Source organism: Arthrobacter crystallopoietes, from assembly GCF_017603825.1.
Lineage (GTDB): Bacteria > Actinomycetota > Actinomycetes > Actinomycetales > Micrococcaceae > Crystallibacter > Crystallibacter crystallopoietes_B.
On sequence record NZ_CP072014.1, the window covers coordinates 2,497,405 to 2,512,170 of the forward strand.

Here is a 14,766-nt window from a genome sequence, read left to right on the forward strand (position 1 = left end):
GGGTCCCGGGCACTACGGCGGTTAGTTCATGTACTCGAGTTCGATCTTCTCGACCCAGGCGCCCATGTTTTCCTGGGCAAAGGTCCAGTCGATGTCCTGGCGCTTGAGCTCCTCATGGAACTTCACGACCTCGGGATCGGCCTGCTCGATGGCGGCGGTGTTGACAGGCATCGCGTTGAACTCCTTGGCCCACGAGCCCTGGACTTCTGCGCTGCCGAACCAGTCGATGAATTCCGCGGCCTGGTCCTTGTTCTCGGTTCCCTTGATGATGCCGATCTGCTCGACGGCGAAGGGCACGCCGGCCTCGGGGGTCATGATTTCGGTGTCGACGCCGTATTCGGCTTCGCGGGCGGTCAGGCCCGAACTCCACATCTGGCCCATATCCACCTCGCCGTCGGCCATCCGGGCGTAAAGATCCTTGTCGGCAACGCTGGGGCTGCCGTTGTCGAAGTAGGCTTCGACCTGGGCCCAGCCCTCGTCCGAGATGCCCAGGTCGCCGTTGGGATCCTTGTAATCGTTCAGGATGCCGGCAAAGACCAGCTGCGTGGTCGCTCCGCCCAAGCCGGTGACGGACTCGTAGCGCTTCTTGAACTCATCCTCGGTCCAGAGGTCCGTCCATTCCTGGGGAGCCTCTCCGGCGGAGAGAGCGTCGGCGTTGTACGCCAGGACAATGCCCTGCTGCACGAGCGGCCAGTAGGATTTTTCCGCTGCCGGGTCGGCCAGCGCCGCGTCCACCTCGCCCGACCAAGCCGGCGTGTAGGGGGCTATGGTGTCCGCAGCCTTGAGCTGCTCGAAGTACATGTTGTTCAGGCCGAAGACGACGTCCGCCACCGGGTTGCCCTTCTCCGCAATGATCTTGTTCGTGGCATCCCCGCCGCCCGCGCCGACGATCTCGATATCGAAGCCTGCCTTATCCGCTTCCGCGGTCAGCCATTCCCCGCGGCCGTCCGAGTTGGAGTTCGTGTAGACGATCAGTGTGTCATCAGCGGCGGCATCGGCCTCATTGGCTGCCGAGCCGCATCCGCTGAGCAGCAGTGCGCCGACGATGGCGAATCCGGTAATGGGAGCGAGCTTCCGCATGGCAAAGTTCCTTGTCAATGGTGAGTGTCCGGGATCTGGTGGCCGTGAGAGCGCTCTCACGGCTGCTTTAGTCTCTTAGGCCCTCATGACGGCAACGTGGCTGGAACTTAACCATGGAGGCAACAGTTGGAATCAGCAGTTCATCAAACGTTCAACCACGCGTTCACCAACACGGGTATACGGAACGACGGCGAGTGGTTGTATCACGCAGCCACTCGCCGTCGTTCGTCTGGACTGAGGTCAGGCGCCGCTGCCGTCGGCGTTCCAATCTGCATAGCCGCTTGCCTCGGTCTGGTCGACCTTGCGGTGATAGTGCATGCCGGCCTTGCCGCCTAGTACGGCGGACACCAGCGAGAGCAGTCCTATGCCGATCAGCACCACTATTCCGCCGGTTGTCATCGTCCCTTCGTTGAGCGGAACCCCGGGGAAGCTGGCAAGCAGGGCCGGGACATCCAGTTGCGCTCCGGACACCGTGCCGGTCACGGTTCCGAGCGCGGCGATGATCCCTGCCACGACGACGGCCCAAAGCCAGACGGCGACGCCCTGCCTGGCTCCGTCGTAACGCGCCATGCGGCCGGCGACGTAGCCGCCCGAAAAATAGGCGAGGAAGATGATGACCGCGAGAATCACTGCACCGACGATGCTGACGCTCTGCAGGTCTTGACCCGCTTGCTCGGCAAGGAGGCTCGGATCGGCGCTGCTGGCAATGCCGAAGAGGGCGCCGATTCCAGCAGCGAGTCCGGCCAGCAGGACGAAAATGCCGGTGGCTGTCATCCAACCGAAGAAAGCGGAGCCGATTTTCACCCCGCCAAGCCTGGTTTGCCGTGCCGGATGGTCCCGGTGGCTTTCGTATTGGCCTGCCCCAGCGGCTTGTGCTTTCATGGCAATCCCTCCTGCGGGTCAAGGGCCTTACAGCCCTGCTGCACGTCCCTAAATTACAGATTAGGCGCGCGCGAATCGGGCCCACAAGGACAGTTATGCAGTCGTGATTCGCGCAGGAATTCTTGATGGCGCCGTGACTCCTCGGCGATAAATTGGGCCACGGCCATGAGGGATCAAGTACAACGGCGGCTCCTAACGGCCCACCGGTCATTCAACCCTGCTGTCGGCAGGTAACTCCCGATGTAGCGGAAGCGTGAAGGAGACCACCGTGCCTTGGGCCGGTGTGCTTTCGAAACCGATGTTGCCGCCGTGCTGTTCAACGATGGCTTTGGCTATGGGCAGTCCCAACCCCATTCCGGGAATCGCTGTTTTCCGGACGGACGGGCTGCGGTAAAACCGGGTAAAGGCTTCGCCCATCTCGTGGGCATTCATACCGCGGCCTTGGTCAACAATGCGGCAAACCAAGTAACCGTCTTCCTGCCTGGCGCGGATTACGACCGTGCTGTCCTCAGGCGAGTATTTAATTGCGTTGGAGATCAGGTTGTCCAGGACCTGGCGGACACGAAGGGGGTCGCAGACCAGCAGGAGATCCGGCTGTACTTCCGTGCGGATGGTGATGCCTTTGGGATCGGCCCGGTGGCCGGCGTCTGTGGCGCTGTGGGCGATGAGTTCCGAGACGTTGGTGGGGACCGGGCAAATCGCGGTCCGCTTCGCCGAATCAAGCAGATCCTGTACCAGGTGAAGAAGGTGCACCGCGTTGCGCTCCACTGCTTCCAGGCGCGTACGGTGTGCGGGCGGCGCGTCGTCCAAAAGCAGTTCGGTGTTTCCGAGTATGACGGTCAGGGGTGTCTTCAACTCGTGTGAGACATTGGCCATGAAGTCGTCCCGAGCGTCAATGGCGTTGATTAGTTCAGTGACGTCGGAGGAAGCGATTACCGCTCCGTCAACAGTTCCGGCGGCGTTGCGTACGTACCGGATCGACGTGGAGAGGACGCGTTGTCCCGGCTTGTCACCGACCGTGCAAAGCTGGTCTGACATCGACTCCCCCCGGGCGGCCCGTCGGGAGGGCCATTGGTCGACAGGCAACGGGACGTTGCTGCCGAACTCGAAGAGAAGGTGCCGCTCCTCATTGCGTGAGGCTTTTCCGGTGGTTCGAGCCAATTGCTGAAAGTAGCGTTGTTGCCTGTTGGAAAGGATTTCCTGGCCCTGGGCGTCCACAGCCAGGACGCCGGTGCCGACTGTATCCATGATGGTCCTCAGAAGCCGCTCCCGCTTGTCCGTCTCCGCCAGCAGCGATCTGAGCTTCTCATCCTTGGCGGCCATGTTGTCCACCATGAGACGAACCGTGGCGGCCAGCGCCAACATCACCAAGGGGAGCGGCAGAACACGGGAGAGCTCATGCGCGGCATTTCCAAGACCTATGTCTTCACGCTGTAAGAGGACGGGTTCCCAAGCGATGGCGAGCGTGCCCAGAATGCTGGCAAGCATGCACCATCTGGGAAAGCCGGCGGAGGAAACCAGCCAAACGACGGGAAACACGGTGAGCAACCCCAGATGGAACACTTCGAAGCTTCCGCCCATCTGGAGGAGCCCGACGGCGACGAAGTCCAGGAGGGGAATCGCAAGATACAGGGGGCGACTGAACCTTTCCCACGGCACGATTACTCCGCCCGCGAGCAGAACCGCAGCCAAGGCCACTCCCAGCTGGAAAGGAAGAACGGCCAGCGGTTCCGGGTGGATGACCGTCAACAGGAACACGGTCGCGGTGAAGGGCGCCTGGCCCATCAGGACCGCCCGCCGGCTCTCAGACCGTACCTGTTGGACGGGTGTCAGGGTCAGGTATCTGAGAATGCGCTCCACTAACCAGCTCCTCGCTTTAGCCACCACTCTGGGGTTAAGGCTTACACCACGGAGCCCTGCGGGGATAGGCGCTGCTCTTCCACGGCGTTTATTACTTCTTCGAGCCTGGACCTTGGCGATGGAAAGCTAAGCTGGGCGAGATGCCCCGGGGAGAATCAAAGCCGGTACAGACGGAACGTGCCTGCTCCCGTTGTTCCCATGGCCGCGATCCCCGTTGGCACAGTTATGACGCGGCACGCTTCAGCTTCTGCCCGTGAGGTCATCGCGGGTGGCTGCGGCAAGCAACCACCCGCCGTCGTGCTTTGGTCGCCGTGGCACAAATAGTTCCTGCCCGAGGTCCAGCTCTTCGCCGACTTTACCCGGCAGGCCGCAGCCTCAATGCCTGCATGCCGCCATCCACAGCCAGGGCCGTTCCCGTGGTGGACCCGGCTGCGGGGGAGGCCAGATAGGCCACCGCGGCCGCCACTTCATTGGGCTGGACCAGCCTGCCGTGCGGCTGCCGAGCCTCAAGGGCGGACCGCTCGGCCTCCGGATCTTCGGCCTTCTCCAGCAACCGCCCCACCCACGGTGTGTCGGCTGTACCCGGATTGACGCAGTTGACCCGGATGCCTTCGCGCAGATGATCCGCCGCCATCGCCATGGTCATCGACAGCACTGCTCCCTTCGACGCGCCATAGAGCACGCGGGCGGGCAGCCCTGCTGTGGCCGCGATGGAACAGGTGTTGACGATGGCCGCGGCGGGCGACTTCCGCAGGTGGGGCAGCGCAGCCCGGCTGACGCGCACCATACCGACAACGTTGATGTCGAAGACGCGGTGCCATTCGTCGTCGTCGTTGTCCTCGATGGTTCCCTGCGCACCGATCCCGGCATTGTTGACCACCACGTCCAGCCGCCCGTAGCGGTCAACAACGGCCTGGACTGCGGACTTTACGGAGGCGTCGTCGGAGACGTCGCAAGACACGGCGAAGTGCCGCCCGCTGGCCGCCTCAGGGACCAGATCCAGCACAGCAACCCGTGCGCCGAGGTCCGCAAGCCGGTCTGCGGTAGCCGCGCCGATGCCCGAAGCGCCGCCGGTAACAATGGCCGCCAGTCCTTCCATATCCTTGCTCATACCGCTCCTTGCTTGTTGTTCGCTGCCTAAGCCTGGGCGAAGGCCTGGCGTTGGCGGCCCAGTCCTTCGATCTCGATCTCCACTACGTCACCGGCCTTGAGATACGGGTACTTTCCGGACAGCGCCACACCCTGGGGCGTACCCGTCAGGATGATGTCGCCCGGCTCCATGGTCAGGTACTGGCTGAGGTGGTGTACCAGAAAGTCCACCGGGAAAATCATGTCGGCAGTGGTGGAATCCTGGCGGGGTTCCCCGTTTACCCAGCTGCGCAGGCGCAGGTTGTTGGCGTCGACGTCCGCGGCGGGAACCAGCCAGGGGCCGAGGGGCGAGAAACCGGGGGCGCATTTGCCCTTGGACCACTGCCCGCCGGAGTCCTCGATCTGGAAGGTGCGCTCGGACAAGTCGTTGGCCGTCAGATAGCCGGCGATGTGTTCAGCTGCCTGCTCGGGGGAGTCCAGGTAGCTTGCACGCTTGCCAATTACCACGCCGAGCTCAACCTCCCAATCGGTCTTGGTGCTGTTGCGGGGAATGTATGCCTCGTCATCCGGGCCCGCGACCGTGTTGGGGGTCTTGAAGAAGATGATCGGCACGGTGGGCGGGGCCGACCCGGACTCCGCCGCATGTTCGGCGTAGTTCATGCCGACGCAGATAATGGCCGACGGGCGGGCGACCGGGGCGCCGAGGCGCTCGCCGTCCAGCTCGATGGGCGGCAGTTCCCCCGCGTCGAGGGCCTTCCTCACGGTGTCCAGTCCACCGGCGGCCAGGAAGTTGCCGGTGATGTCCTCGGTCAGGGTCGAGAGGTCATAGGCGTGCTCCGTGCCGTCTCCGTTCAGGTGTAACACGGCGGGCTTTTCACTACCGGGTGCGCCATAGCGTATGAGTTTCATGCGTTCCTTCCAGCTTCTTGGGGAGCGCCGACGGCCGCCGGGCTCTGCAGGTATTCGATCAGGGCGCGGATGCCGAAGGTCCACGGAGGAAGCTCCTCGGTGACGCCGGTGCGGTTGACCAGCGAGCCGAGGTGCACGCTGCGGATGGTGACGGTGTCGCCAGGCTTGTGCGTGAACCCCTGCCCGGTGGTGTCCCGGTCCTGGGTGGGTGCGAACAGTGTGCCGGTGAAGAGGACAAAGCCGTCCGGGTACTGGTGGTGGCTGCCGTGTGTGGCATCGACGAGTTCCTCGAAGGGGCGGCTGATCTTGGCGACGTTGTTGCGGCCCTCGAGCGTGTAGCCGTCCCGGCCCCGCACCTGAAGCGTGATCTCCTCCTGACGCAGGGTGTCGAGGGTGAAGCCCTGGTCGAAGAGGCGGATGAACGGGCCCAGCGCGGCGGAGGCGTTGTTGTCCTTTGCCTTGCCGAGCAGGAGAGCACTGCGTCCCTCGACATCGCGGAGGTTTACGTCGTTGCCCAGCGTGGCGCCGCGGACCCGTCCGGACGAATCGACCACGAGTACCAGTTCGGGTTCCGGGTTGTTCCAGGACGAGAACGTGGGCAGTCCGATGTCCGTGCCGAAGCCGACTGCCGAGAGGACGGGCGCCTTGGTGAAGACCTCGGGGTCCGGGCCGATGCCCACCTCCAGGTACTGGGACCACATCCCCTCCCGGATCAGCACCTCCTTGGCCTGCTTCGCGGCGTCCGAACCGGGGCGCAGCGAGGAGATGCTGCCGCCCAGGGCTTTGCCCACCAGCTCCCGGACCTCGGCGGCCTTGTTGAAGTCGCCGCTGCAGCGTTCCTCGATGACCCGCTCGACCATGCTTTCCACGAATGTAACGCCGCAGGCCTTGATGACCTGCAGGTCCACCGGCGCGAGAAGGTGCGGCCGGCCCGTCGCCTTGGCCCACGAGGCATCGACCAGTTCGGCCAGGGTCCAGCGCGGGCGGTCGAGGGCGGTGGCCACGAGTTCGGCGGGGTCCTCATGTTCCATCAGATCCGCGACGGTGCGGGCGCTGTCCGTGATGTCGTAGACGTCGTGGCCCTTGACCGCGACGACGCGGGGGCCGCCGGTTTCCGGGTCCCAGACCCGGCCGACCAGCTGGGCGCTGCCCGCATCCGAGGGCAGGATGTCCTGCAGAGGGAAAGTCTCCATGTCAGTTGCCTCCTTCGGCGGGGTGCTCCCAGCGGCCGTCCACGCGGCGGCCGATGCCCCATGGGTTCTCGTCCCGCAGTGCAGGGGGCAATTGAGCGGACGGGAAGGAGTCGTAGGCTACCGGACGCATGAACCGGCGGATCGCCGCCGTTCCCACCGAAGTGGTGTTCGGTGCGGTGGTTGCCGGATAGGGGCCTCCGTGCTGCTGCGCGTAGGTCACGGTCACGCCAGTGGGCCAAGCGTTCCAGAGGACGCGGCCGCTCTTCTCCCGCAGGACCGTCAGCAGGTCGTTGAGGTCTTCCTCCGGCTGCGCCTGAACCGTGGCGGTGAGCTGGCCTTGAACCAGCGAGGCCAACTCGGCCAGATCCGTCCCGGGCTTGTAAGTGATCACCAGGGTGGCCGGTCCGAACATCTCCTGCTCGAGGAGCTCCGGCCGCTGGCGGACCGCATCCGCCGTGGTGGCAAGCACCGTGGGTGCCGGGGCGTCGTCGTCGTTTCCGGCGATGAGCACTTCCACGCCCTCGGTGTCCCGGACGCCGGCCAGGGCCTCGTCGAAGCCTTCCCGGAGCCGCGGGCTGAGCAGGGGAGCGGTGGGCTTGCCCGCCAGTTCGCGGCCGAGGATCTGCGCGATGTCCTCCTCATGTTCCGCGGGCGCGAACAACAGACCGGGTTTAGTGCAGAACTGTCCCATGCCCATGGTGAACGAGCCGGCGTAAGCCGCGAGGATCTCATCCCGGCGCAGGTTCCACGCGTCTTCGGTCACGAAGACGGGGTTGATGCTGCCTAGTTCGCCGTAGAAGGGGATGGGCACGGGCCTGCTTGCCGCGCGGTTGAACAGCGCGCGGCCGCCGGCGGTGGAGCCGGTGAAGCCGATGGCCATCACCAATGGGTGGTCCACGAGGGCCTCGGCGGCCTCCCGGCCGGTGACGGTGGAGAAGAGGCCGGCGGGTGCGCCCGCTGCGGCCAGCGCCGCGGTGGCGATTTCCCCCGTGCGCAGGCCCAGTTCCGTGTGCCCGCCGTGGATTTTATGCACGACGGCGCAGCCGGCCGCCAGTGCCGAGGCGCTGTCGCCGCCCATCACGCTGAAGGCAAACGGGAAGTTGGACGCCCCGAAGACGCCGACGACGCCGAGGGGTACATTGACCTTTCGGATGTCAGGGCGGGGGCCCATGCCCCACTCGGGATCCGCGTGGTCGATGGTGGCGTCCAGGTTTTCGCCGCGGCGGACCTCGTCACCGAAGAGGCGCAACTGGAAGACGGAGCGCTTGAGCTCGAACCGGAGCCGGCCCTCGGCCAGGTGTGTCTCGCGGCCGGCGATCTCCACGAGCTCGTCGGCGTGCTGCTCCAGCCCGGCCGCAAGGGCTTCGAGCCAGGCGGCGCGGGTCTGCGGGGTTTCATCCCGGGACTGCTGGTAGGCGGCGTGGGCCGCCTCGATCTGTGCGGCGGCCTGATCTGCTGAGGTGGTTGTCATCGGTTGCTGCTCCCGGTTACGGCTGCCCGGTCGCCGACCTGCTGCCAGCCCTGGCCCGCGGGGAAGGTCCACTTGTCCCGGGAGTCCTGCAGCATCTCAGCGCCGGTGCCCGGCTTCTGCGGAGCCAGGTAGCGGCCGCCTTCCACACGCACCGGCTCGATGAAGTGTTCGTGCAGATGGTCGACGAATTCGATCATTCGGTTCTCCATGGTGCCGCTGATGGCCGCGTAATCGAAGAAGGAGAAGTGCTGTACCAGTTCGCAAAGGCCCACGCCCCCGGCATGGGGGCATACGGGAGTCTCAAAGCGGGCGGCCAGCAGCAGGTTGGCGATGTTCTCGTTGACGCCGGCCACTCGGGTCGAATCGATCTGCATGACGTCGATGGCGCCGGCCTGGAGCAGCTGCTTGAAGATGATGCGGCTGGCAACGGCCTCGCCGGTGGCGACCTTGACGGGGGAGACGCCCTTGCGGATCGCGGCGTGGCCCAGGATCTCGTCCGTGCTGGTGGGCTCTTCAATCCACCACGGGTTGAACTCGGCGAGCTCGTTGACCCAGTCGATAGCCTCCTGGACTTCCCAGCGCTGGTTGGCGTCGATGGAGATCTTCACGTTCTCGCCCACGGCCTCACGGGCTAACTTCATGCGGCGGCGGTCCTCGTTCAGGTCCCCGCCGACCTTGAGCTTGATCATGCCGAAGCCGTCCGCGACGGCTTCCTTGCTCAGGCGCACCAGCTTCTCGTCGCTGTAACCGAGCCAGCCCGGCGTCGTGGTGTAGGCGGGGTAGCCGGAACGCTGCAGCTCGGCGATCCGCTCTGCCTTGCCGGCTTCTCCCCGTCGCAGGATCTCGAGTGCGTCGCTCGGGGTCAGGGCATTGCGGATGTGCGTGAAGTCGACGGCGTTGACGATCTCCTCTGCGGGCATTTCGCTCAGGAGCAGCCACAGCGGCTTCTGCTCGCGCTTGGCGTGGATGTCCCAGAGCGCGTTGACCAGGGCGCCGGCGGCCATGTGGGACACGCCCTTCTCCGGGCCGAGCCAGCGGAGCTGGGAGTCGTGGATGAGCCGGCGCGACGCCTCGCCCAGATCGCCTACGAGTTCGTCCAGGTCCCGGCCGACCAGCAATTGGCCGTAGGACTCAATGGCGGCGGTGACGATCTCGTTGCCGCGTCCGCAGGTGAACACGAAGCCGTGGCCGGATTCGTCGTCGGTGTTGATGCTGACGTAGGCGGCGGAGTAGTCCGGATCGACGTTGACGGCGTCCGAGCCGTCGAGGTCCAGCGAGGTGGGGAACCGGATGTCTTCGGTGCGGACGGAGGTGATTCTTGACATTGATGGAGCCTTTCAGGCGTTTAGACGAAACCGAGCAGTGACGGAAGCCAGAGGCTCAGCGCGGGAACAAAGGTGATGACAAAGAGGGTGATCAGCATGGGCACGAAGAACGGCAGCACGCCCTTGATGACCTTGGGGACCGGGATATTTGTGACGCTCGACAGGACAAACAGCACCAGTCCGACGGGCGGCGTCAGCAGACCGATCAGCAGGTTGAAGATCACGACGACGCCGAAATGGATGGGGCTAAGGCCGAAGGTCTCGGCGACCGGTCCAAGCACCGGTACCAGGATCAGGATGGCGGCCGTTGGCTCCAAGACACAGCCGATAACCAGCAGCAGTAGGTTGACGAGGATGAGGAAGACAATCGGATGGTTGGTGAAGTTCAGGATGAAGTCCGCTGCGAGCTGGGGAGCCTGTTCACGGGCGAGTACCCAGCCGAACAGCGCCGCCGCTGCGACGATCAGGAGGACCGAACCCGACGTTTCGACGGAGCCCAGGAGGATCCGATAAGTCTTGCGCCACGTCAGCGATCCGTAGATGAGGGCAAGGATGAAGATGTAGAGGACGCCGATTCCGGAGGCCTCCGTAGGCGTGAAGATTCCGCTGAGGATGCCGCCGAGGATGACCACGCCGGCGCCGAAGGCCGGAAGGGCTGCCAGCAGGGAACGCCCGCGTTCGCCCCAGGAAGCCTTGGGCAGGGTGAGGTGGTGCTCGGTGCGGGTCAGCCACCAGACCATGAACGTCAGGCAGAGGATCAGTACCAGGGCCGGAATGATGCCGGCCATGAACAGGGCTCCGACGGATACCCCGGCCGTTACCGCGTAGATGATGGCCGGAATGCTTGGGGGGATCATCGGCGCGATCAAAGAGGACGCACCGGTGATGCCAAGGCTGAATTCCTCCTTGTACCCGCGCTGCTTCATAGCGGGGACCTGGATCTTGCCCATGGCAGCGGCATCAGCAATTGCGGCACCGCTCATCCACGAGAAGCCAAAGCTAGTGGCGATGTTTACATAGCCGAGGCTGCCGCGGATGTGGCCCAAGTAGGCCACGGCAGTTGTATATAGCCGGTCCGAGACGCCGGAAACATTCGCGACATTACCGAGGAGGATGAACAGGGGCACGGCAAGGATGGCGAAACTGTTGACGCCGGACGTAGTCTGCTGCACTGCTATGCCCAGGGACGCGGTCGGGTCCATCGTGACGTAGATCAACGAGGGCACCAGCAGTGCAATCGCAACGGGAACTCGGAGGGCCAGGAGAACCAGCAGGCCTACGAGCATGAGGGTCAATGTCATATGGGTTTCCTCAGAAGGATTCTTTTTCGAGATTGTCCATGGCTTCCGGCACTTCCTCCGGATGCCGCAGGTTGACCAAGGTATTCAGCAGGCCATGCACGAAGATGAGCGCGAATCCCAGGACGGCGGCCGTGTACACGACGCTCATCGGAATGTCCGTTGCGGGGGCGTTCAGCTTTGCGGCGGAGATCGCGAACTGGGTCCCGGCGATGGTCATTGCCGCCGAGACGACCAGGACCACCAGCATGGCGAAGGAATCCATCAGCACTGCCGCCCGCTTGTTGAGCTTGGCCGCGAGAAGGTCGACGGTGACGTGCAGGCGCCTCGCCATGACGAATCCGGCGGAGATGAACGTCAGCCACACCAGTGCAAAGCGGGCCAGCTCCTCGGTCCAGGACAACGGACTTGAGAAGACATACCGGCTGACAACCTGCACCAGTACCAGGACGAGTGTGAGGCTCAAGAGGCCAGCAGCTGCCAGCCGCTCGACGTTCACAAGGCTTCGCAGGACGGGACTTCTGGACTCAAGGAAGTCAGGCTCGTCGGGGTGTTCGGGAATCATTTAGCATCCTGGATCTGCTTGTAGAGGTCGCCCCAGGAAACTTCGCCCGGCAGCATCTGGCGGGCGCGCTCTGCGAAGACTTCGCGGTCGACATCCTCGTTGACCTTGATGCCGTCGCCCTTCTTCCACTCTTCGAGGGTTTCCTTCTCCTCGGTCTCGACGCATTCACGGACCTTGTCCGAGGCAGCGTCCATGGCCGAAGCGAGTGCTGTCTTCTGGTCCTCGGGCAGCGAGTCGTAGAGGGCAGACCCCGTAACGATATTGATGCCCTGGATCATGTGGCCCGTGAGGTTGATGTAGTCCTGGACCTCGTTGAGCTTGGCCGAGGCGATCGTGGGGATCGGGTTTTCCTGTGCGTCGATGACGCCCTGCTGCAGGGCAAGGTAGACCTCGTCGAGGGCCATCGGGGTGGCCGTGCCGCCCATGATCTTGGTGTTGGTCAGGTAGAGCGGCGCATCCGGGGTGCGGATCTTGATGCCCTGCATATCCTCGGGGCCGTGGATTTCCTTGTTCGAGGTGACGTGACGCGTTCCGTAGTACCAGCCCGAGAGGACCTTGATGCCGGTCTCCGCGTTCATTTCGTCGTAGACCTTCTGCATCTCGGGTCCTTCGATGGTTTCCACGAAGTGGTCGACGTCCTCGAAGAGGTAGGCGCCGTCCAGGACGGCCGCCGGTTCGTGCCAGACGCCGAGGAAGGAGGGGCCGGCGATGGCCATGTCCAGGCCTCCGGTGGCTACCTGCTCGAGAGATTCGGCCTCGCTGCCCAGCTGGGCTGCCGGGTAGCTCTCCACCGTGATGCCGCTGCCTTCCAGCTCTTTCTTAAGCGTTGCGACGCCGCATTTCTCGACCGGGTGCCCCGCCTCGTAGACGTGCGCCAGACGCAGGACCTGGTCTCCGTTGGCGCCGGCGGCATTGGTGCCGCTCGCTTCCACCGGACCGCCCACGCCGCAACCAGCGAGCATCACGGCTGCGGCCGCAGTGACGGAAAGGGTCAGGGCCTTGGCAACACGGTGGCCACGGACTGCGCTGCGGGAATCGGTGTGCTGTGAATCCAACATTGTTGGTTCTCCTTCGGACTGTTAGTGAATTCTGACTTTGTCTGAGGTCTGGCTAGTGGGCGGGTTCTTCGGCTGCTTGCGCGGCCTGGGCAATGTTGAGTTTTTCGGCAAGCTCATTGAGCAGGCGGGTGGTGGAGGCGGCAAGTGCCACCGTCTCGCTGTTCCGGTTTCCCTTGGCGTACTCGATGTCGCCCGGTGCATGGACTGTTGCACCGCTAACACCTGACTCGCGTATCCGCTCTTGGAGCCGGGACACCCGGTCCTCGGTGTGCTGCCGGCCTGCGAACGCCTCTGTGTCCAAGGCGATCAACAGGTGGCCCGTGTTCATCCGTGATCCGGGGTTGGACCAGATGTCCTCGGTTTCATGGGCGAAGGTTCCAGAGCCGAGGGAGGCCGCGATCGCTTCCAGCAGGGCGGACACAGCCGAGCCCTTGTGGCCGCCGAACGGTATCAATGCTCCCGCCATCGCCTCGACCGGATCGGTGGTCGGGATGCCCTGGGCGTCTACAGCCCAGCCTTCGGGAATGCTGGTTCCCTCGTTCTTTGCGGCAATGACTTTTCCGTAGGCACCGGTGCTGGTCGCCATGTCTGCAGTCAAGGGGTGGTCGCTGGCGCTGGGAGCGGTGATGGTCAAGGGATTGGTTCCGAACACCTTGGCGACACCCCCATAAGGCGCCACGGTGGGTCCGGTGGTGGACGTCAAAATGGCTACCAGGCCACGGGCAGCCATGCGGTCAGTCCAGAAAATGCCGGCGCCGTAGTGGCTGCTGTTCTGGACCGCCACCGCAGCAATGCCGCGGTCGGAGGCGTGGGCCATCGCGTAGTCCGTGGCGGCCTGCATCGCGACTTGTCCCAGGGCGCCGTCGGCGTCGAGCAGGGCGGCGGAGCCGGTATCCCTTAGCCACCGCGGCTGCGGACGCGGGTTGATGCCGCCCTCCTCGATGGCTGCCACGTACAGCGGCAGGCGCAGCAGGCCGTGCGAGTTGATGCCGCGTTGGTCTGCCTCGACCAGCGACTCGGCGGTAAGGTCCGCGTCCGCGACAGGCACTCCGACGGCTTGGAGCGCCTGGGAGGCGAAGCGGATGAGGTCATGAGTTGAGTAGCTCTGAAGTTCCAAAGTGTGTTCCCCGTTACTCTTCATATAGGATTGGTCAAAACCCTATGTGATTTATCGCACAATGCAAGTGGTCCTTCGCGAAGGATCGAAATGAGCCGCTCCAGCAAACGGGGCGGGCAGGGATAACCTGCTAGGGGACGAAAGGGATGCACGTGGCAGAGTCGCCGGAGCAGAGCAGGATGAAGTTGTCGACCGGGGAGGTCTATGAGGAGCTGCGCGCACAGATCCTGGAAAACCGGATTCCACCCGGGACCCGAGTGAACATCGACGCGGTATCCCGGCAGCTGGGTGTCTCGCCTACACCTGTCCGCGAGGCGCTGCATCGACTTCAGGGCGACAACCTGGTGGTGGCTACGTCCGGCCGCGGCTACAGCACCACGCCGCTGCTGGACCTGGAGGCGTTGCGGGACTTGTTTGAATTCCGCCTGCTGGTTGAACCGTGGGCGGCCCGCTCAGCAGCCGTGGACCGGCTCGAAAACCCCGCCCGCCGCCTCGAACGGGAGCTGGAAGGGTTCCGCGAGCAGACCGAATCGAAGGCCGATATCCGGCAGGAACTGGTCAGCCACGACACGAGGTTCCATGACCTCATCCTCTCCGCCACGCACAATAAGGTGGTGGGAAATGCCTACAGCCAGACGCACTGCCACCTGCACATTTTCCGCCTTTATCCGGCCGACATCGGCGGGGCTATCACCTTGGAAGAACATCGCCAGGTCTGGCAGGCCATCCGCGACTGCGATCCGGGCCGAGCGGAGGAAGCGATGCAGCAGCATCTCACGAGCGCCTACATGCGTTTTGCCAAGGCCTTCGAAGACGGTGCCGGGCCACAGGAACTCAGACCGGCCGGTTCTGCATTAACGCACGTCCCTCCCAGCGGCGAGCGATAAGCAAGCCGTTCCGACGCAGGACTCCATTCAAC

The 14,766-nt window shown here is 64.2% G+C and carries 13 protein-coding genes; 1 reads left to right on the forward strand and 12 read right to left on the reverse strand.

The window, feature by feature from the left end; genetic code table 11:
* Nucleotides 1–21: 21 nt before the first annotated feature.
* The 12 genes from J5251_RS11565 to J5251_RS11620 all read right to left on the reverse strand — a co-directional run bounded on the left by J5251_RS11565 (nucleotide 22) and on the right by J5251_RS11620 (nucleotide 13,847).
* On the reverse strand, nucleotides 22–1,080 hold the full coding sequence (locus J5251_RS11565; protein WP_208574065.1) for an extracellular solute-binding protein: 1,059 nt from the start codon (nucleotides 1,078–1,080) through the stop codon (nucleotides 22–24).
* Nucleotides 1,081–1,320: 240 nt separating this feature from the next.
* Nucleotides 1,321–1,962 carry a hypothetical protein gene (locus J5251_RS11570; protein WP_208574066.1) on the reverse strand — a complete coding sequence of 214 codons (642 nt, stop codon included), beginning with the start codon at nucleotides 1,960–1,962 and terminating at the stop codon, nucleotides 1,321–1,323.
* A gap of 207 nt (nucleotides 1,963–2,169) precedes the next feature.
* Nucleotides 2,170–3,822 (reverse strand): sensor histidine kinase, encoded by a 1,653-nt coding sequence (locus tag J5251_RS11575; protein WP_208574067.1) that lies wholly within the window; start codon nucleotides 3,820–3,822, stop codon nucleotides 2,170–2,172.
* Between the two features lie 355 nt (nucleotides 3,823–4,177).
* A complete protein-coding gene (locus tag J5251_RS11580; protein ID WP_139006203.1) occupies nucleotides 4,178–4,933 on the reverse strand; it encodes an SDR family NAD(P)-dependent oxidoreductase in 756 nt (251 codons plus the stop codon).
* A 26-nt stretch (nucleotides 4,934–4,959) separates the two neighbouring features.
* Entirely contained in the window at nucleotides 4,960–5,820 is an 861-nt protein-coding gene (locus tag J5251_RS11585; RefSeq protein WP_208574068.1) for a fumarylacetoacetate hydrolase family protein, read from the reverse strand.
* On the reverse strand, nucleotides 5,817–7,013 hold the full coding sequence (locus J5251_RS11590; RefSeq protein WP_208574069.1) for a fumarylacetoacetate hydrolase family protein: 1,197 nt from the start codon (nucleotides 7,011–7,013) through the stop codon (nucleotides 5,817–5,819). The genes J5251_RS11585 and J5251_RS11590 overlap by 4 nt, the downstream gene beginning before the upstream one ends.
* A 1-nt stretch (nucleotide 7,014) precedes the next feature.
* The gene (locus J5251_RS11595; RefSeq protein WP_208574070.1) at nucleotides 7,015–8,484 is read right to left on the reverse strand and encodes an aldehyde dehydrogenase (NADP(+)); all 1,470 of its coding nucleotides are present in this window, start codon (nucleotides 8,482–8,484) and stop codon (nucleotides 7,015–7,017) included.
* Entirely contained in the window at nucleotides 8,481–9,809 is a 1,329-nt protein-coding gene (locus tag J5251_RS11600) for an enolase C-terminal domain-like protein (protein ID WP_208574071.1), read from the reverse strand. Before J5251_RS11600 ends, J5251_RS11595 begins: the two co-directional genes overlap by 4 nt.
* Nucleotides 9,810–9,829: 20 nt before the next feature.
* The gene (locus J5251_RS11605; protein ID WP_208574072.1) at nucleotides 9,830–11,110 is read right to left on the reverse strand and encodes a TRAP transporter large permease; all 1,281 of its coding nucleotides are present in this window, start codon (nucleotides 11,108–11,110) and stop codon (nucleotides 9,830–9,832) included.
* Between the two features lie 10 nt (nucleotides 11,111–11,120).
* The gene (locus J5251_RS11610) at nucleotides 11,121–11,672 is read right to left on the reverse strand and encodes a TRAP transporter small permease (RefSeq protein ID WP_139006197.1); all 552 of its coding nucleotides are present in this window, start codon (nucleotides 11,670–11,672) and stop codon (nucleotides 11,121–11,123) included.
* Nucleotides 11,669–12,730 (reverse strand): DctP family TRAP transporter solute-binding subunit, encoded by a 1,062-nt coding sequence (locus tag J5251_RS11615; protein WP_139006196.1) that lies wholly within the window; start codon nucleotides 12,728–12,730, stop codon nucleotides 11,669–11,671. The genes J5251_RS11610 and J5251_RS11615 overlap by 4 nt, the downstream gene beginning before the upstream one ends.
* A gap of 52 nt (nucleotides 12,731–12,782) precedes the next feature.
* Nucleotides 12,783–13,847 (reverse strand): Ldh family oxidoreductase, encoded by a 1,065-nt coding sequence (locus J5251_RS11620; protein ID WP_244250640.1) that lies wholly within the window; start codon nucleotides 13,845–13,847, stop codon nucleotides 12,783–12,785.
* A 179-nt stretch (nucleotides 13,848–14,026) separates the two neighbouring features.
* Here J5251_RS11620 and J5251_RS11625 point away from each other — a divergent pair, with 179 nt between their 5' ends.
* The gene (locus J5251_RS11625) at nucleotides 14,027–14,734 is read left to right on the forward strand and encodes a GntR family transcriptional regulator (protein WP_244250641.1); all 708 of its coding nucleotides are present in this window, start codon (nucleotides 14,027–14,029) and stop codon (nucleotides 14,732–14,734) included.
* Nucleotides 14,735–14,766: the final 32 nt, after the last annotated feature.

What these genes read in the sequence shown, in the direction of transcription:
- J5251_RS11565 (WP_208574065.1), bottom strand. Translation starts at nt 1,080, where the DNA reads ATGCGGAAGCTCGCTCCCATTACCGGATTCGCCATCGTCGGCGCACTG.
- J5251_RS11570 (WP_208574066.1), bottom strand. Translation starts at nt 1,962, where the DNA reads ATGAAAGCACAAGCCGCTGGGGCAGGCCAATACGAAAGCCACCGGGAC.
- J5251_RS11580 (WP_139006203.1), bottom strand. Translation starts at nt 4,933, where the DNA reads ATGAGCAAGGATATGGAAGGACTGGCGGCCATTGTTACCGGCGGCGCT.
- J5251_RS11585 (WP_208574068.1), bottom strand. Translation starts at nt 5,820, where the DNA reads ATGAAACTCATACGCTATGGCGCACCCGGTAGTGAAAAGCCCGCCGTG.
- J5251_RS11590 (WP_208574069.1), bottom strand. Translation starts at nt 7,013, where the DNA reads ATGGAGACTTTCCCTCTGCAGGACATCCTGCCCTCGGATGCGGGCAGC.
- J5251_RS11595 (WP_208574070.1), bottom strand. Translation starts at nt 8,484, where the DNA reads ATGACAACCACCTCAGCAGATCAGGCCGCCGCACAGATCGAGGCGGCC.
- J5251_RS11600 (WP_208574071.1), bottom strand. Translation starts at nt 9,809, where the DNA reads ATGTCAAGAATCACCTCCGTCCGCACCGAAGACATCCGGTTCCCCACC.
- J5251_RS11605 (WP_208574072.1), bottom strand. Translation starts at nt 11,110, where the DNA reads ATGACATTGACCCTCATGCTCGTAGGCCTGCTGGTTCTCCTGGCCCTC.
- J5251_RS11610 (WP_139006197.1), bottom strand. Translation starts at nt 11,672, where the DNA reads ATGATTCCCGAACACCCCGACGAGCCTGACTTCCTTGAGTCCAGAAGT.
- J5251_RS11615 (WP_139006196.1), bottom strand. Translation starts at nt 12,730, where the DNA reads ATGTTGGATTCACAGCACACCGATTCCCGCAGCGCAGTCCGTGGCCAC.
- J5251_RS11625 (WP_244250641.1), top strand. Translation starts at nt 14,027, where the DNA reads ATGAAGTTGTCGACCGGGGAGGTCTATGAGGAGCTGCGCGCACAGATC.